The 18,249-nt window shown below is 52.2% G+C and carries 15 protein-coding genes; 7 read left to right on the top strand and 8 right to left on the bottom strand.

All coding sequences use genetic code 11. From position 1 onward, the window contains the following. Positions 1-431: 431 nt before the first annotated feature. From GSQ86_RS10650 to GSQ86_RS10640, 3 genes are all read left to right on the top strand, one after another. Positions 432-1,055 carry a DUF47 domain-containing protein gene (locus tag GSQ86_RS10650; protein WP_158749924.1) on the top strand — a complete coding sequence of 208 codons (624 nt, stop codon included), beginning with the start codon at positions 432-434 and terminating at the stop codon, positions 1,053-1,055. Positions 1,056-1,064: 9 nt separating this feature from the next. Further along, positions 1,065-2,117, top strand: a complete 1,053-nt coding sequence (locus tag GSQ86_RS10645; RefSeq protein ID WP_158749923.1) for an inorganic phosphate transporter — start codon at positions 1,065-1,067, stop codon at positions 2,115-2,117. A gap of 148 nt (positions 2,118-2,265) precedes the next feature. Then, positions 2,266-2,466, top strand: a complete 201-nt coding sequence (locus GSQ86_RS10640) for a hypothetical protein (RefSeq protein ID WP_158749922.1) — start codon at positions 2,266-2,268, stop codon at positions 2,464-2,466. A 499-nt stretch (positions 2,467-2,965) separates the two neighbouring features. On the opposite strand, the gene GSQ86_RS23455 is transcribed toward GSQ86_RS10640, so the two are convergent. The 4 genes from GSQ86_RS23455 to GSQ86_RS10630 form a co-directional block, all read right to left on the bottom strand. After that, the gene (locus tag GSQ86_RS23455; protein ID WP_254062322.1) at positions 2,966-3,688 is read right to left on the bottom strand and encodes an alkaline phosphatase family protein; all 723 of its coding nucleotides are present in this window, start codon (positions 3,686-3,688) and stop codon (positions 2,966-2,968) included. Between the two features lie 268 nt (positions 3,689-3,956). Further along, positions 3,957-5,030, bottom strand: a complete 1,074-nt coding sequence (locus tag GSQ86_RS23450; protein ID WP_254062300.1) for an alkaline phosphatase family protein — start codon at positions 5,028-5,030, stop codon at positions 3,957-3,959. A 132-nt stretch (positions 5,031-5,162) separates the two neighbouring features. Next, positions 5,163-5,489 carry a multicopper oxidase domain-containing protein gene (locus GSQ86_RS23445; protein ID WP_254062321.1) on the bottom strand — a complete coding sequence of 109 codons (327 nt, stop codon included), beginning with the start codon at positions 5,487-5,489 and terminating at the stop codon, positions 5,163-5,165. Positions 5,490-5,743: 254 nt separating this feature from the next. Then, positions 5,744-6,874, bottom strand: a complete 1,131-nt coding sequence (locus tag GSQ86_RS10630; protein ID WP_254062299.1) for a multicopper oxidase domain-containing protein — start codon at positions 6,872-6,874, stop codon at positions 5,744-5,746. A 1,016-nt stretch (positions 6,875-7,890) separates the two neighbouring features. Here GSQ86_RS10630 and htpG point away from each other — a divergent pair. From htpG to GSQ86_RS10615, 3 genes are all read left to right on the top strand, one after another. Next, positions 7,891-9,756, top strand: coding sequence for a molecular chaperone HtpG (gene htpG, locus GSQ86_RS10625; protein WP_158749921.1), 1,866 nt, complete (start codon positions 7,891-7,893; stop codon positions 9,754-9,756). A 654-nt stretch (positions 9,757-10,410) separates the two neighbouring features. Then, positions 10,411-11,289, top strand: coding sequence for a hypothetical protein (locus tag GSQ86_RS10620; protein WP_254062298.1), 879 nt, complete (start codon positions 10,411-10,413; stop codon positions 11,287-11,289). Further along, positions 11,286-11,591, top strand: a complete 306-nt coding sequence (locus GSQ86_RS10615) for a hypothetical protein (protein WP_158749920.1) — start codon at positions 11,286-11,288, stop codon at positions 11,589-11,591. Before GSQ86_RS10620 ends, GSQ86_RS10615 begins: the two co-directional genes overlap by 4 nt. On the opposite strand, the gene GSQ86_RS10610 is transcribed toward GSQ86_RS10615, so the two are convergent. From GSQ86_RS10610 to GSQ86_RS10595, 4 genes are read right to left on the bottom strand one after another with little or no spacing between them, the layout of a single operon-like run. Then, positions 11,581-11,760, bottom strand: a complete 180-nt coding sequence (locus tag GSQ86_RS10610; protein WP_158749919.1) for a hypothetical protein — start codon at positions 11,758-11,760, stop codon at positions 11,581-11,583. The genes GSQ86_RS10615 and GSQ86_RS10610 overlap by 11 nt on opposite strands. A 33-nt stretch (positions 11,761-11,793) precedes the next feature. Next, a complete protein-coding gene (locus tag GSQ86_RS10605) occupies positions 11,794-13,077 on the bottom strand; it encodes an MFS transporter (RefSeq protein WP_158749918.1) in 1,284 nt (427 codons plus the stop codon). Beyond that, on the bottom strand, positions 13,077-14,087 hold the full coding sequence (locus tag GSQ86_RS10600; RefSeq protein ID WP_254062297.1) for an aldolase: 1,011 nt from the start codon (positions 14,085-14,087) through the stop codon (positions 13,077-13,079). The genes GSQ86_RS10605 and GSQ86_RS10600 overlap by 1 nt, the downstream gene beginning before the upstream one ends. Before the next feature lie 15 nt (positions 14,088-14,102). Beyond that, positions 14,103-17,630, bottom strand: coding sequence for a TonB-dependent receptor (locus tag GSQ86_RS10595; RefSeq protein WP_158749917.1), 3,528 nt, complete (start codon positions 17,628-17,630; stop codon positions 14,103-14,105). Between the two features lie 245 nt (positions 17,631-17,875). On the opposite strand from GSQ86_RS10595, the gene GSQ86_RS10590 reads away from it, so the two are divergent. After that, the gene (locus GSQ86_RS10590; RefSeq protein ID WP_158749916.1) at positions 17,876-18,241 is read left to right on the top strand and encodes a cupredoxin domain-containing protein; all 366 of its coding nucleotides are present in this window, start codon (positions 17,876-17,878) and stop codon (positions 18,239-18,241) included. The last annotated feature ends 8 nt before the right edge of the window (positions 18,242-18,249 follow it).

The following is an 18,249-nucleotide window of genomic DNA, read 5'->3' as shown; positions in this document are numbered from 1 at the left end:
CAATATGGAGGTGGGTTCAGCAGGCCGGAGCTCGATTTAGCTCTAGATGCAAAGCATCTAAGGGAAATACCAGCTGTGCCTGGGTTCATTTGCCCGATACGCGGAGAGAACAAGTTTCGATAGTCCGCAAATCGGACAAGTGCCTTTATATTCATGGTTATCGATAACAAGGGTTAGCGCCAATCGGCATCTCTTCAAGTCGCCATGTAACCGGCTATTCGTAGTGTTGCGACATTGTTTCTGGCTACCAACTGTCCGAGATGCCGACTATTCGCTAACTTGTATTGCTATCGAATACTCGATTCTCCTCAACCAGAAGGGATCATGCCACCCTACTGAGTGACTGGACCCACGCACGGCATCTCGCAAGGATTATTAAATTGACATAAATGTAACGATGGAAGCCATCTGACTATTGGACTGGAGCGATCATGTTTAACCTCCTTCCAAAGGACGACAAGTTTTATGACGAGTTAGAGCAACTGTCAGATCGCGTGGTAAGCACGGCGAAGCAGCTCGAAGCAGTTGTCTCGAGCTTTCCAAACTTCGATGGCCAACTCAATAAGATCGAACAAGATAGACTTGCCGCGCGCAAGATCTTCAGCGAGTCAGTTCTCCGGTTGGACCAGTCCTTCATCACCCCTCTTGATCGGGAGGACATTCTTGGTCTCATTAACGAGATGGACGGCGTCGTCGATCGGGTCGCGGAGCTTTCTCAGCGATTTCGCCTTTACCAATTGAAAGATTTGCACCCTACGCTGACTGGACAGGTCAAGAATCTCTCGACGATCTCAGGTGAACTCAATGAAATTATCCATAGTCTCCGTCACCAGAAAAAACTGAAGGACCTCAAGCCCAGTCTTGATGCGGTGTCTGACGTAATGGAACTGGTGAAGCGAGACAGGGAAACCTTTCTACGAGACTTATTCAGCGGCAGTCCGGATCCGCTCGAAGTTATCAAGAAAAAAGAACTACATGATCTTCTCGAGGAGGCCATCGAACGAAGTGAAGAAGCCACCGAAACTCTAGCCCGAGTGTTGCTCAAGAACGGTTAAGAAACCTCTATGCCGATCCTTTACTTCGTATTTACTCTAGTCGCGGTTGCCCTTGTTTTCGACTTCTTCAACGGCTTCCATGATGCCGCCAATTCTGTTGCAACAGTTGTCACTACTCGTGTGCTTACGCCCGGACAGGCAGTCCTGTGGGCTGCATTTTTCAACTTTGTGGCTGCATTTCTTTTTGGCACTGGCGTTGCCGAAACGATTAGCAACAAACTTATTAATCCTTCCGCAGTGGATGTTTACGTGATCTGCGGTGGCCTCATCGGTGCCATCGTATGGGATATCATCACCTGGCTCATGGCACTTCCGACCAGCTCCTCACATGCCATCATTAGCGGTTATGCGGGGGCAGCGATTGCAAAGGCTGGTTTCAAGGCGATCCTCGTCAAAGGGTGGATACCAGTTATCGCGTTTCTGATCATTTCGCCCATTATCGGAATGATTCTGGGTTGGGCCATTATGACCACTGTTGCGTGGCTTACGAGACGTTCGGAGCGCTATAGGACCGAAAAGCGCTTCAGGCACCTACAGCTGATATCTGCCGGTCTTTATTCCCTTGGTCATGGAACAAACGACGCACAAAAAACCATGGGAATTATCGTCGCGCTGCTGGCAGCCGCGGGCCATGAACAGTGGGGAAAAGCAAGCAAGTCCGGTTTTCAGGGACTCGTCGGCAAACATGAGATCGCCTGGTGGATCATTCTCAGTTGTCACGCAGCTATGGCATTGGGAACAATGTGCGGTGGTTGGCGAATCGTAAAGACGATCGGTTCTCGCATCACTCCTCACCTCCGTCCAGTCGGCGGCTTTTCAGCTGAGATGGCGGCCGCGATCACAATTGGACTAGCTACAATTGCAAAGGTCCCAATTTCAACAACTCATGCCATCGGCGGCGCGGTTTCGGGAGTTGGTGCTACGCGTGGCTGGCACGCGGTGCGCTGGATCTGGGGAGAAAAAATTGTAGTTGCCTGGGTTTTGACATTTCCGGGAGCCGCACTTATTGGAGCTGCGGGGTACGCTTTTGCCCACTTTGCCATCCAGCCTTTCATTCACTAATCTTGAATCAAAAGGACTGAAAGAAAACATTCACCTATCTCAATCGATATGTTCGAAGCGTTAATTATTCCACCGCGGCGGCAACCGCGCGGTCGATTCCCTACTCCCATAACATAAGCGTATTTTATATACGCAATAAAGAGGTTTTATGGCACACGAGGAACATAAGCAAGCCGCCGAGCATCACGAAAACGCAGCGAAATCGCATCGCAATGCGGCCGAGCTGCACGAAAAGGGCAGTCACGACGAGGGCCATAAGCATTCACAGGAGGCCCACCAACATTCTACGAAAGCGCACGAACTGACCAATGCAGCACATAAAAAGTCCCAGGAGAAAGCGAAGAAGTAGCTGAATTCACATGCCTTGACGGGCTACTTAGGTAGTAGCCCGTTTCTGTCTCGGAACCTGCCTAGGACAAATCAATAAACTGATCGGCCTATGCCGTCGCCGTAGCTCTAGCAACCAGGTTTCTAGCGTCTCTGGGCTTAGAACGGCCATTGGAATAACGATTCACTGACCACCCTCGCTGGTGAGAAGTTGCGCTCTAACCGTGGCAGCGCGCGACCACGGTTGCTGCAAAAAAAGAAACCCGATGAGAACAAAATCGTCGAGCCACTCATCGACCAACGAAATCGAGGTACGTGGCCCTCCTATAGTCCGCTTGTCGGCACTTGGCCGCCAAAGATCGATATTGCAATCACCTGTCCCAACAACTCGCTTCACCAGTTTGACTAACTAGATCGGGCCAGCAAAACTTTTGAGCGCGTGCGAATCCTAAATAATGATCGCGCCGACGCAAAAGCCGGAGCCGTTACCCGGCTCCGGCTTTCACGGATTACGCGCTGCCCTAGTCGTTGTTCGGGAAGTCGAACAAGCTAAAGAGATCGTCAATGGCGGGGCTGTTGACCGGTGCGTACGGGTTGTCGGCTGCCGTAACCGGGTTGGGGAAGTTGTCACGGCTGCGACGCGTGACGGTGTCCAGACCCCAATTCCGCTCGATGAATTTCAGGATCGAAACGTGGTCTGAGTATTCATGCGAAATATGACCGGCCTTCGTGTAAGGTGATACGACAAGCAGCGGAATACGCGTGCCGTCACCGAAGAAATCGAGCGGCTGTACATAACCGGAGTCATAGTAACCGCCACCTTCATCGAAGGTAATGAAGATTGCGGTATCCTTCCAGAGTCTTGGATTTTTCTTTACCTCATCCACGATTTTCTTGGTGAAGCCTTCAAAAAGATCGAGCTTCGACGATGCCGGATGTCCGTCGACAAGGCCGCTGGGCTTGACGAAAGAGACTGCGGGCAGCGTACCGTTTTTGATGTCCTCGTATAAATTGGCCGTGTCTTGAATGTGAGCGTTGCGAATCGATGCATCAGCCATGATCGAGGTGTCGTACTGGAAGGGATTGCAGATGTTGCAGTATTCGTCGGTGTCTTTTCCGATGGCCCCGTAGTTCAACTGATATGGGTCATTGACGTAGTTGTTCCACTGGTCGCCGTAGTACTTCCACGAAATCTTCGCGTTGAGCATAGTGTCGCCGATGCTGGGGACAGACGACGGCGGGATGGTGAAGACCGTGTTGTTGGCATTCGTATCGGTGTAGGCATTATTGCCATTTCCGAAGTAGCCAGGGTTGTAGTTGTTCAGGAGATAGTAATGGTCCTTCTGACAGTGTGCATGGATCGGCGTGCTGAGAGATTCCAGATACTCAACGATTGGGCCAACGCCGGGCTGTGTTTTGTCAGAGCAGTTGGAATATGAGCCGCCGCCGTACGATGCCGAGCCAAACGAACCCCCACCGTAACCGTCCTCAGAGTACCAGTTGTTGGTGTTCTTAGCTGGATTTCGGGTTTTCGACTTCGTCTACAACTCCCGCATTGGCTGTGCCCGAGGCAACTTCCTTCTTGTGGGGCGGCGGTAGAGGATGTCCGTTGCCGTCGCTGAACCAGATTGCGTCACCGTGGCCGAGCATGATGTGGTTGGCGCCGGTTCCGCCGTTTACCGACTGGTGGAAGTTGTCACTCATCGCGTAGCGATCTGCCAGGCTCTTGAAGTAAGGCACATCACCGTTCTGGACGTTATAAAAGCCCAGGGCGGTTGAGCCTTCTCCAGTGGTGACATCTCCTGCCGAATATTCGGTACTGAAGTTTGCAGGCTGCTTGATACCGTTCGTGCCTGCGCCTACTGTTACTTCCACCCAGGAAAACAGGCCTGAGTTGCAGCCGGAAGGATTTCTGGATGTGGCTTTAGTGGCATTGCAGTCCAACTGCTGCCACATCTGATAGAAGCGGTGCACAGGGCTCGCCGCATAAGAGTTATAGGTAAACGAATCGCCATTGGTCAGCTGGAATGGCCCCGGAGCAAGATTGTTCACATTCGTGATGCGCGTATCGGGAGTCTTAGCGGTTAGACCGGTGCCCCCTGTCACAAGGTAGCCATAATAATCGGCAGGAAGACCGTTCTCGGACTGCCTTGCCAATTTGAGGCTGTCGTTCTTGACATAGGAGTCTGTTGCTCCGCCGACGAGCGGGGCAGGAAGTACATCCTTTGGAAAAGTAGTCTTGACGGGGCTGAGCATGAACGCATCAGGAGCTTCATCATAAGCTGCGCTCTGCTCTGCTTTGTAAAAGTTCGGACCGGGTGTTCCGTCAGCCTTGATAATACCCTCGGAAAGAAGATTCCAGACCTTTTCGCCTTTCTTGGGTACATATGTTGCGAAGACGTGATCGAAGCTTCGGTTTTCACCGATGATGACAATTACATGCTTGATAGGCGAACTAGTGTCGTTGTCGCGTGATGGGGGATTTGCGGCAAAAGCATTGCCGATTGCCAGCTGAAAGATGGTGGCGGAAACTAGTCCCGCGCGCATCGTTCGCATGGCTGTGGACGCAAACTGCGTGGAAGTCATACTTCCTCCTGTGTTGGGGCTCGGACCCAACCCGAGGAAGAATAGTCTCCAAAACATTGCAACAATGTATTTATCTGGTTAACGGTTCGTGAATAGAAATGCAGACGGAAATTTCGCAACGAATGAGATTTCTTATCGCTGGGCTTCGCCTTTGTGAATTTTCTTCGCTGACTCAGGAATCATGTCCGCTAAGGGCGATTCAGCCGCTTTTTGCGGAACAACCTCTATCGACCCCATCATGCCTTTGTCTTCATGCTCGAGGAGGTGACAGTGGTACGGAAATGTCCCGACAATATTCGGGCCGCGAAAATCAACGCGAACCCGAATACTGGGATAGCTAAGCAATCGGCCGTCATAGTAGGGCACGTTAACCGTATCCCTCACAAAATTCTCGTTCACCTGCCTGCCCATGTATTCAAGCAGCAGAAAATGCAGTTGATGGATATGGAAGGCGTGCAGCTCGCGCGAGCGGTTTTCAATGATCCAGTCTTCGACCGTTCCTTGCTGGGGCCACGAGATTCGGGAGTGTAGCGTCCATGTCGAACATCTTCGGCGTTTGGCCTTCTTCGGTCAGATAAAATTCGACCGCACTGGTCGGATCATTAGGATCGGCCAGTTTCTCTGAGAAGTACAATCGCCGCACGCGCACTGGAGCGACATCGCCGAGCCATTTCAGATTCGGCGAGGGTATCGGCTGGGGAGAACTCTCCAATCTAAAGCGTGGTTCCGGAGCATTCGGTGTTGGAATAATCCTCGCGAGCATCCTGTTGGTGTCGTTCTCTCCGCCCGGCCCCGTGTCCACCGTGCGCGTTAACCAAAAGACCGGTCTCGCCGGCAGGTGGTCCTTGCACAATAAATTCCACGCGCGCTCCGGGCGGAATGCCGAGATGCGTCTGCCAGTTCAAGGATTCCCCTGCTGCCTGAGTGTCGACTCCATATCCGATAGGCACACCATCCATGGCCACGATACCCAATGGCTGTGGGAAACGCTGAAAGAGAACCTCGAGATTTAGATAGGTAATCGCCGACGCATTCAAAACTCGCCATAGCTGCCGCTCTCCCGGTTTCATCTGAACTATCGCTGGCGGGTAATCCGGAAATGGCACCGGCACGTAATTGATCGACAGGTCTTTGGCAGGCTTGCCGAAGCCTGTGCCGTTATTGGCTGCATCTCCGTCGCGATCGATCATGAATTTTGGCACCGCGGGCTCCGATTTCGACGGTGACGCATTCGGGTTGATCAGGTCCTGATCGCGGATAATGAAGACGCGCTCCGGCAGTCCGGCCACTTCCCTTTTCACGCGCTCAATTCCCTCGACGATCAACGCGCCGGAAGCGCCGCCAAGAACCTGTTGCTTGCTGAATCCATGAATGTGCGGGTGATACCAGTAAAGCCCGGGCGCCTCATTCTCCGGAATGCGAAAGCGATATTCAAACGGAGGGTCGCCCGGCTGTACCGAAGTCTTCAAAACATCGTCTTGGTGGCAGACCGGCGGGATCGTCAGTCCGTGAAAATGCAGATTGGTGGACGAGATGCTCATTGTCCCACTCGTGCAGGCGTTACCGGTCATTCGTGAGTGGACATGCGATGCCTCCGGATCCCCCTGGTTCGGCTCTGTAATGGCATTCTTCAAATGAATAATCACTAAATCGCCTGGATTGACACGTAGATTGGGAGATTCACGGCCCTGCGCATCTATAAAACAGTAGCGTGTGCTGCCATCGCTTTGCGCGGCATTGAAAGCAGTCAGGGTAATTTCGAGCACGCCATGAGTACTTCGGACGTCTGCCGGCTCTTCGACCACGCTGCCGATGTGTGGACGTGCACAGATTTCTTCTGGCATCTCTTGGGCGTGCAGCGGCCGACTGCAAAATAGGATTAGCAAAACACTAAGGGTGATTAACAGACTGCCGATAGATCGAAAACCCTGGTTAGTAGACTGTAACTGCATCTCGATACCACACACCATCGTTTCAACTGTTGCGAGCCGCCGCATTAAAACTCGATGAAATGACGAGACTGAGAGCGGATATATCTTTGATCTAAAATAGTGGGTTCAAACTTCTCTGGCGACAAACTACCGATGCAAGTGGCGATCACACTGCAAACAAAATGTCCAAGTGGGTGAACAACGCCTCAGTTGTTACCAAATCGCCCAATAATCCATCAGATCGGCAAAAAAAGCCGGCCCCTTCGCCCAAAGTCAATGCAACAGAACATTCGGCAAGGCGATTCTCGTCAAGAAAGATTGCTGACGAAAGACGGCTTTGTCGCCCGGACGTATAGTCCGCTTGTCGGACAAGTGGACTATACGTCCGCACATGTGAAAATCACATCTCGGATACACGGTTCGTCGATTACTTGCCCGAAACATAATCGATCTGAACAGTTCAGATGAGTATCCTGGCCTGCGCGCGGAAACCGAGCCGATAGCGCCGACTTCAAGCGCTCCACTACTTGGCGTGAATCAGCGTGTCACTGCTATGAATGATTGGCCGATTCTTCGAAAAAATGCACATACCCCATAGTTCGCCTTCCGACAAGTGCCCTTCTCGTTCGACTTGAGAACAGGGCATATCGCTAAATCAGCACTCTCGAATTTGAGTAGGCGATGAGTTCAGCACTGATTTCTGCCGTGGTACGGCCGACGTCTGAGCAAAATTGTCGAGGGTGCTGCTGAAGTTGCTACCAGTGCTTTCTTCGCCAATCGGTGCTCATCTTTTCGATGAGTACGATTAAATGCGCTTCCGCCTCTCCATGAATGAGAAGGGCCGGCGTTGGGAAGACATCATGGTGATGATGTCTTGTCCTATTTCGTCGACTGCAAACTTCCCTATTTTTGGCGATAATTAATTACTTATGTCCAAACGTGAATTTCAAACAGAAGTAAGCCAACTTCTCCAGCTCATCGTGCATTCACTCTATTCGCACCCTGAAATCTTCCTTCGCGAGCTGATCTCCAACTCATCCGATGCCCTCGACAAGCTGCGCCACCTTACACTCGTTGACGAAGCCTATAAGTCGCTTCCCTTCGATCCTCGCATCGACCTTGAACTCGACGAGGAGCACAAGACTCTCACGATCTCCGATACCGGCATCGGCATGAACGAGGAGGACCTTGTTTCGCACCTCGGCACCATCGCTCGCTCCGGAACCAAAAACTTCCTGTCGCAGCTCTCTGGCGACGCACGTAAAGACTCCAATCTCATTGGGCAGTTCGGTGTCGGCTTCTACTCTGCCTTCATGGTCGCCGATAAGGTCGAGGTTCTCTCTCGCAAGGCCGGAGACGACAAAGCCTGGCGTTGGATCTCCGACGGAAAGACCAGCTTCGAAATCGAGCCCGCGGAGCGCGCCGTCGCTGGAACTACCATTCTTCTTCATTTCAACGAAGAGGGAGCGCAGTATGCCAACAGCTGGCGCTTGCAGGAGATCGTTAAGAAGTACTCGAACCACATCGTCTTCCCCATCTTTCTTGCCTATGACAAAAGCGAATGGAACGCCGAGAAGAAGGAGTCCATCAAGACCCGCGTCACCGAACAGATCAACGTAGCCAGTGCAATGTGGCGCCGATCCAAGAACGAACTTAAGGATGAGGACTATAAGGAACTTTACAAATCCCTTACCGGCGACTGGGAAGACCCACTCTTCTGGTTCCACACGCGCGCCGAAGGTTCGCTCGAGTACACCACGCTTTTTTATATTCCCGCCAAGGCACCTCTCGATCTTTATCAGGCGGACTACAAGACCGGTGTCAAACTCTACGTTAAGCGTGTCTTCATCATGGATGACTCTAAGGAGTTACTGCCACAATATCTCCGCTTCGTCCGCGGCGTCATCGACAGCGAAGACCTCCCGCTCAACGTCAGCCGCGAGATCTTGCAACAGAATAAGATCCTCACCAGCATCAAGACCGCAAGCGTCAAAAAGATCCTCTCAGAACTGAAGGGCATCGCCGCAAACGACCCCGAGAAATATGCGAAGTTTATCCCCGAGTATAACCGCCCACTCAAGGAAGGTCTCTATGGCGATTATGCCAACCGCGAGACGCTGATTGACCTCATTCGTTTCAAGTCGACTAAGGTTGATGGACTTACTGGCCTCGCAGATGCAAAGTCGCGCATGCAGGCTGAACAGAAGAGCATCTACTACATCACCGGCGGAACTGAAGCTCTGCTGCGCACCTCACCGCTGCTCGAGATTTACAAGAAGAAGGGCATCGAGGTTCTAATCCTTGATGACGATATCGATGAGATTGTCTTCTCCACCGTTGAGAAGTACGGCGATATCGACCTAAAAGCCGTCAATAAGTCCGCAGCTGGCGAAGAACTCAAGGACGAATCTGAGCCCGAAGATGTCGAGACTTTAAAGCCGCTGCTGGAAAAGCTCAAGACCACGCTAGGTGACAACGTCAAGGACGTCCGCGTCTCAACACGCCTCGCCGACAGCCCCTCGTGCATTGTTTCAGATGAAGACGAGCCCTCTGCACGCATGCGCCAGATGATGCGAGCCATGGGTCAGACGGATATGCCCGAGCTAAAGCCGATACTCGAGATCAATCCCAACCACGAGATCATCAAAAAACTAGTCGCCCGGAGCGACGATGGCACCGCACAGGATGCCGCGTGGCTGCTCTTCGAGCAGGCTCTGCTGCTCGAAGGTGTGCCAATTAAAGACCCGGCGATCTTCGTTCAACGCCTCAACCGGGTCCTGAGCCAATCAATCTAGTAGTCCCGACCCTGATGCCATCCTTCGCAATCGCGACGGATGGTATCAAGGCATCTCACTGCAAAGCTACTCTGTTTGCCTGTTGCGTTCGGCCGGCATCAAGTCCTACTCTGTATCGACAAGCATAGGTGTTTTCGATTCATTCACGACTGTTCCAGTCGGAAGAATTCGTTTTTGTTTCTCATCGGGCGTGAGTACCGACACGGCGAATCCCTAATATAGTGCCTACATATTTTGCAAAAACTCATGTACGACCTTGGTCGCACAATTCTCCATTAGCAGTTCTGCGCTGAGCACTTCTGCGTTATAAGCACAACCTCAGACAATGCGATCTCGTTGACCGCCGATTCGGACAGTTGTCGTATCAGAGTCATACGATTGTCACGCTTGTTACGACGGATGCCGAACGCAAGTGACAATCAATTGACAAAGGCCAGACGATGCCGAGACACGCCGCTCCGCCGTTCTCGCTAATGTGGCAGCATGCCCCACCTGATTCTGAGATATCGATATTTGAAAATGACGATGGGCGCCATTTTTTCGTTGGCCCTCGTTTTCTGTGCCCGCTGTGGAGTCGCGCAGGACACGCCCCTCATCTCCGGAGGTGTTGCGTTTCTTACCAGCACGAATGGAGGTAATACCACCTATCAACCATTGATCGAGCCTTTGCTGGCTGCGCCGATCGGCAAGCATTTACTCATAGAGTCACGGGCGACGATACTCGAAACCTTTTCTCCTGACAGCAACGGATACGATCACACTCATTTCGCCGGATTCACTTATCTCCAAGGCGACTACATTGTTTCTCCGCATTTCACCCTGGTCGGCGGCAGCTTTCTGCTTCCGTTTAACACCTATAACGAGAGGTTATCCCCAGTCTGGATCGGCAATTTTCAAGATGGCCCGCTTATCGCCAGTCTAGGGCTGCTATCGAGCGGTTCAGGATTAGGTGGAATGTTACGCGGTTCCGCAGTGTCACGCCGAAAGTACTCCGTTGATTACGCTACATGGTTCTCTGCTCGCAGTGATAATGAACAATTCAACGCGAAACGTTCATTCGGCGGGCGCGCCAGCCTCTATCTGCCTGGTAGCCGTCTTGAACTGGGCCTGTCGTATGACCGACAACTGCAGGATACACAAGAAAACTTTTACGGTGCACATCTATGGTGGGAGCCAAAAGACACCGTTTTTCGGCTGCGTTCTGAGTTCGCGCGCGGTCGTCATGCACAAGGCTATTGGATCGAAGCCGACTACAGGACGCAGGCGTTCGGAGGCCTTAATAGTTGGATCGGCCGTTTCGAACCTCTATTTCGTATGCAGCAGACATTCCGCCGTGACAACGTTGCGAGCGATGGCCTACCGCTGACGAACGTACAGCGCGCCGATTTCGGATTGGATTATAACCTGCCGCACAACACGAGAATTCTTACCAGCTATGCGCGGCAGTTCTCGTCGGCCGGCGATACGAACATTTGGGAAACGGGAATTGTTTACCGGTTTCTTTTCCCCACCTGGAAAGGAAAAATGAAATGAATAAGAAATATTTTCTTGCCATCATTTTGGGGGCGCTTGCACTGCCCCTACCCGAGGCCAAGTCACAGAAGACTGAGCAAGTCCCTCCGAATCCAACAGACAAGCACTCACCCACATCGAACAAACCTCAGCCACATGAGGATGAAGGTCAACGTCTCTTTGAGGCGCATTGTTCGCGCTGTCACACAGCGCCCGAGGGCTTCTCTCCCAATATTTCAGGTACCGTCGTGCGCCACATGCGTGTACGCGCTTCTCTCAGTCAGCACGACGAGCAGGAACTATTGCGCTTCTTCAATCCATAACATTTTCGGCGCTTGTGCCACAACTCCTGTAGCGGTCGGCAACCTGTTCATCGTTTGATCCTAGCGCCTGCACCGCAGCCGCTACATTCTCACCGATGCGATCCCACAATTGAAATCCCGCAATGATGCCGTCATATTGCGAAAAATATTTGTCCGGTTGAAAGGCCAACGCTGTCATCTCCAGTCGAAGTCGTAGCCCACCTTAGCCCGCTCCGTTTTGCAAAGGCGAAATAAGAGAATGGAATAAAAAGGCGATCAGCAACGCTCCTGCCCCAAGAAGCAATAGCACGGGTGAATAGCCAAACCGTGCAAAGAGAATTCCAGCTCCTGCTGTAGCCACCGAAGCAACCAGGGAATTGCAGAACATCGTTGCGGCAGCAGCATTGCTTCGATCTTCGTCTGGAGTCTTACTCATCAACAAGTTATAGAGTCCCGGAGAACTCATCCACTGAGCAGCCGAATAAATCAGATACAAGATTATGGCCACTCTCTCATTTGCTGCTTTGGATAGAAGGACTAATACAATTCCTGCAGCAATCTGGGTAATGGCGATTCCATTCACCAATCCCAACGCACGAAAAAGGACTGGAGCTAAGAGCCCCATACATAACTGCACTACCTGCACGCTCGAGAAAATCAGTCCAATCTTCGTCATCGAGATATGCAGGTCTTTTGTCAGATACACATTCGCAAAAGGAGTGAATGCGGCCAGGATTCCAGACCACAACGCCATACAGAGGAGGAAGCGTATCAAAAACGGGTTTGACTTCCCTGCTTTCAACCATTTTCTATGTCCGTGCTCCGTGATAAACGCATCCTGTTGCGATGGCACATGCAGACGCAACACCGGAAACAGCCCTACAAGTGCTATCCCACAGGCAGCTAGCAAGATCAGCCTTTTCACCGCGAGAGGCTGAATCATGAACCCGGCCAAACCGAGCCACTTGCCAAGATAGCCACACACGATGCCGCCCAGCATACTGGTTCCGACGCTCACGGAGAAGATCAGACTGAATCCTGAAGTCCGGTTTCTCTCATTCGTGAGTCGAGCGACGGCTGGAAGAAAACACACACCCCAACTGCTCATGGCGACGCCGGTAAGAAACGCGAAAGCAATCTGCGCGGGCTCCCAAACCCATATAGCGCGCACGGCATTTGTTAGCGGAGCATTAATAAAAAGAATGATTAGCAGAGGCCGCACGCCGATCCTTCGCCCGAGTGCGCCGACTGGCAACGTCGCAGCTAGCGACCCGAGCGTCATCGCACCGCCGATCCAGCCCATCGAACGCTCATTGAAGCCGCAATCCAGCAAATAAAGGTTGAATAGGAAGAAATACACAGCAAAACCCGCATCGAAGAAGAAAGCGGCCGAAAAAAATACCCAGTAACCGCGACTCAGTCTTTTGTCCAGCAACCAAGCGTAAGGATTTTTCCAGAAGGAGACTGCTTTCGCGACACATTGAGCTGAATTCAACAGCCCTTCCATCACTGCCCTCTCCGCACTAGGCGTTGTAAGCGGTCAATGGCCGCATCCAGACTGCTGTAAGTAAGCTCGAAAACGTCAGCAGCTAATAGTCGCTCGATGGCTGCATACTGTAGAGCCAGTGATTCCGTCAGTCCATATAGCGCCTGCCGCATGAACTGTCGCGCCACATCTTTGCGATAAGGGACTAGTCGCGCCTGAGCTCCATCCCGCCGCTTCAAAAAGACTATGAAGTCCGCTCGCACCGTGTCCGCTCGCTCGATGTATTTCATTGGTGCGGTAGGCAGCTCGATCGAGGGTTTGCCAGCGGCGCGCGGGGTAACTTCAAGCCCTTGAAGTTCAGGAAAGAGCTCCACAGCTGAAGGACGAAAGCGAACTTGGTGACAGTTTCCTGTCACCAAACGATCTGTTCCACCATTGACAAGAAAAGTTGCGTCGTCGCTTAGATATGTCCAGCCGGCGCTCGCGCAGGCATATGACAATGTCGATTTGCCTGCCCCCGAATCACCGCATAACAGAACACCTCGACCGTCCAGCGCCACGCAGCCAGCATGGATGGGCGTTGTGTACCGTGTCGCGATACCGGACGCTGCCATCCCCAAAAGAAAATACTGGCTATAGAGCGGATAACGCAGTGCAGCACGTGAGACAGTGATCTTTCCGCGGCAACTATTTAGGTCGATAATGCCGTAGTTATCGACGTCTGCGACACATATCAACAGAGGAAGCATGATTCGGTAACTCGGCGCTGGCGGGCAATCGGTTGCGTCGTTGTCCACCACATGCACGTCCGTGCAGAGCGGCTTTGTGTCATGCATCTTGGTGAATCTTCCCCAGAGCTGACTGAATTGTTCCAGCACCTCATTCGAATTCGTTTTCACTTCAACCGGAAAGCCGTATGGATAGTACGTACAGCACAATTTAAGTTCCGGCGCTTCAATCTCGTGCCGAGAAAAATCGAACTGCAGAGAAGCATCGCAGGCAGACTCTATCTGTTCAATCGTTAGCATCATCCATCTCCACTGCGTTTAGAAAACGAATTTTCCCGCGAACTGGATGATGCGCGGATTGGCAACTGTGCTCGTGATCCTGCCGAAAGTTGGACTCGCCGATGGATTTAAAAGTGTCGGATCGGTATAACCCAAGCTTGTGTTTGGATTTCCGAATTGCGGGGTATTCGTGAAATTGAAAAACTCGGTCCGGAAGCGAAAGCTGACCGCTTCCTTTATTGGAAAGGAGCGTTCAACTGCGAGATCCAGATTGTGCTGCCCAGGCCCCCGCATAATGCCCACGCCACTATTGCCAAAATCCTGGTCAGCGAGACTCGTCCCAAACGGGGCCATTGGGGCGCGTGTAAATGCATTCGGATCAATATAGCCATTGATGACACGCGAGAACAACGAGCCGTGCGTCCTGGGCTCGGCTCCTGTGCGCTCCGCTCTCACCTCGCCGGGAATCAGCCCATAAACAGAACCTGCATTGCCGTCAAAGATGCTGAGAGGGATGCCTGATTGAAGCACCGCGATGCCGGAGAATTCCCAATTTGCGAAGGCGTACCGGGCCAGCCTAGGAGTTGAAGAGAACTTAGGCGCCGACCAAACGAAATTTGCTACAACTCTCTGGTCACGATCAGTGCCCGCCGGACCATAGGATGAATGCCGCAAATCGCGCTGATTGTTCGTCGGTAATTGCAGTTCGAAGAAGTCGGTACCGACTTCACCATTCACTTCGTCGAGATTCTTTGACCATGTATAGCTTGCCTGAAGCTGAAAACTGCGGGTCATCCGTTTCGTAATGCTCGCCTGCAGTGCGTTATAGTTTGCAATGAATGACGAGTCGGTATAGAGCGATCCTTGACTTATGCCTTGAATCGGCATTCTGGCATTCACGTTACTGATTGAATTTGTTGTTTCCCCGTTCACTGAATGCTGAGGGCTGGCAAGGAGAGCCTGATCGAATTCGACTTGCCCTGGGCGTTGTGCCGATCTTGTTCCTACATATCTCACCTCCAGCAAATACCCGTGGCCCATGTCATATTGCACGTTGAGGTTGTACTCCTGAGTCTTCCCATCCCTCAGATTCGGGTTGGTGGCCTCTATAAACGGCGTCGAAGTGGGCGTGAGAGGTATGAATACCGGAAAGGCGGAACTAGATGGAACCAGCGGAACGAAAGGGCTCTGTAGCGTTGCGCCACCATTTGGAGCACCAGAAACAATCTGCGAAAGCGTGAAAGGCTGGTCATTAATGATCTGCTCAGCAACCGTAGCTGAATGCCGGTCATAGTAGATACCGTATCCACCACGCAATACGAGAGCCGGCGCACTCATTACCTGCCATGCGAAACCCAACCGCGGCGAAATGTCGCCGAAGGGAGTTCTGTAAAGACTGGCGTATGACGTTCTAACCACGTCTGGCGGTACAGAACCTTTAAAATTCGAGGCTAGCGTAAATCCTTTGAGGGTCCCGGTAGCAGGAATCGGTCCGATAGTAGCGATGTTCGGATTGAAATTTGACAACCTCCCATTGATCTCAGTCGGCGCCCCGAATACCTCATAGCGCAGGCCTGCATTGATGGTCAGTCGCTGCGTCAGCTTTACATCGTCCTGCATGAAAATGGCTGAATCTGTATATCGCTCGTTGGCGCGAAAATTGCCCGCCCCTGCAAAGCTTGTGCTCACATTGCTCAGGCCAAATGGGCTGCCATTCTGTGTTGCACTCTGTCCAAGCAGAAAATCATTGAACGTGCCGATCTGCAGCAGTCCATCGGTTTCTTCTGGAAAATCCTGATCAACTTGGTGCCGCTTGAATTCCGCACCAAAGCGAAAATAATGTCGGCCACTCGTGATCGCGACGGTATCCTGCCAGATAAATGAATTCGTCACCTGCCACATCGAAGGCGTGCCTGCATCACCGATCGTGAAGCCACCAACAGTCAGCCCTGGAGCATTGGCCGTAAGACTCGCGACACCTGTTGGCGTACCTTGACCGAGCGACGCAGCCGTAAGCGGATTCTGCACAGTTGAAAGCCCGTCGTAGCGCATATATCCGAAACGGGCGATGTTCACCAGTCTGGCATTGAAGACATGCGTATCAGCCAGCACGAACATCGTATTTCGATTCAGCTTGTCAGTTCCCCAACCCGGAACATTCGCCGCATTTGGGGAGAACGGTTGTGCGGTAGGAGCACGCGAGTAAAAAAACTTTCCCGAAAGGGCATTCTTTTGCCTCAGCACCTGGTCGATATCGACGGTGAACTGGTCTTCCCGAAAATGAGCAGGCATCGCATAAGTGGACTGTCCCATTGGCACTTGGTCCGAAGCATCCTGCCCGGTTGCAGGAAGTATGACTTGCGGGCTCGGCACCACAAACTGCCCATTTGACAACTTCGCGTTGAGGATGGCTAGCGCTACTGGATTGATGTTCGATCCATCACATGCGACCTGTACACCGCCCGCTTGTGTTAAATAACCAGTTGCGGGACCTCCTCCACTGTCCAAATGCCCTGCCGGACAAAACTGCGCGCCCAGTGTTGCGGCCGAGCGGTCTGCGGTGAGCAGGGGCAAAATCGGATGCTGCTCATCACCAAGGCCATTCACTTCTGTTAGACCCTGATAAGAAGTGAAGAAAAATGTTCGGTCGCGCAGTATTGGGCCACCCAAAGCTGCGCCAAACTGATTATGTTTCAGGTCGGCACGTGGCTGCCCGTCGAGCTTAGAGAAAAAGTCATTTGCATTCAATGCTGTATTACGCACAAACTCCCATGCGCTACCATGAAATTTATTTGTCCCGCTTCTACTCACCAGGTCGACGTTCGCTCCTGATCCGCGTCCATACGCAGCATCGAAGTTCGCGGTTTGCACCCGAAATTCCTCGATCGTATCCGGCGCGGGAATAGCCGTTCCTGCATCGGTTTCAGCGTTGGCCGCCGAATCTTCTGAGAGGTTGTTCGCATCGATGCCATTGAACTGGATATTGTTCGCCAGTGGTGTTGCGCCATCAGACGCAACGTTCTGAGTTCCACTCCCCAGTGCCGTCGCGTTTGGAAGGTCGACTACAACACCGGGCGAAAGCCCGAGTATCTGCGTGTAGTTGCGATTTGACAACGGAAGCGATTGAATCGCTGCTTGATTCACCAGCCCACCCAAGGTCGAGCTTTCCAAGTCTACAATTTTCGCGACGCTGTCCGCATGTACGCTTGTGTTCGTCCCAGCGACGAAAAGTTTCACATTTACAGAACTAGTCTCGCTTACCGTCACTTGAATCGAATGGACGGTATAGGAGGCAAACCCTGGAGAGCTCACCGTAAGCTCATACGTTCCGGGGGATAGCAGTAGCACCCGAAACACTCCCTCCGGAGTTGTCTTTACTGAGCGAGATATCTGAGTTGCGTCATTCACGACCCGCGCTTCTGCATCTGCCACGACTCTGTCCGACGGATCGTACACAATGCCTGAGATCGCGCCTGTTCCGGGGGTCTGGCCCATGGCTACGTTCACGAGCAAGTGAAATAGAATCGCGGAAACAACAAAATACCTTCGCAGTAAATGGGTTTTCATAGCTCGTCACTCATCGGGTGTTCCTCGACAGATTCGCCTGGTATCGAGACAGAGTATGAAATGGCCATGGCCGCGAGTTGTTACTGACTTGTCACTCTTTTGTCCCGATGTGCACGCGAAGCACGGACGACAAAATCATGACAATTGATTAACCACCACATGACAACTCAGCAACCTCCCAATCGATAACGTGGGATAGAACATGGTCGCTGGATTGGGCCGTCACCACGAGTCGAGGAGACAGTATGAAAGGTAAGAGCATACGGCTGGCCTTATTATTTGCGGTTCTGATACCTATGGCCTGTTCCCCAGGAATAATCCGTGCCCAAAGTGGGCCTCGAACTATTGAAATCAACGCTAAGAAGTTCGGCTTCGATCCGGCTGATATCACACTGAAGAAGGGACAACCCGTGATCCTTGTGCTCAAAAGCTCGGATGTTGCCCATGGACTGCGCTTTCGTGAACTGAACGTTGACTTGAGAGCCCGTTCAGGCATTCCGGCGCAGACACAATTCACACCGGAAAAGACAGGAGATTTCGTCGGGCACTGTTCGGTATTTTGCGGCTCCGGTCACGGTTCGATGAAGTTGACCTTGCACGTGGTGGATTAGATGCGTTG

The sequence above is a fragment of the Acidobacterium sp. S8 genome (assembly GCF_009765985.1).
GTDB lineage: Bacteria > Acidobacteriota > Terriglobia > Terriglobales > Acidobacteriaceae > Alloacidobacterium.
Note: the sequence above shows the minus strand (reverse complement) of the source record. Positions and strands in the feature narration are given on the sequence as shown.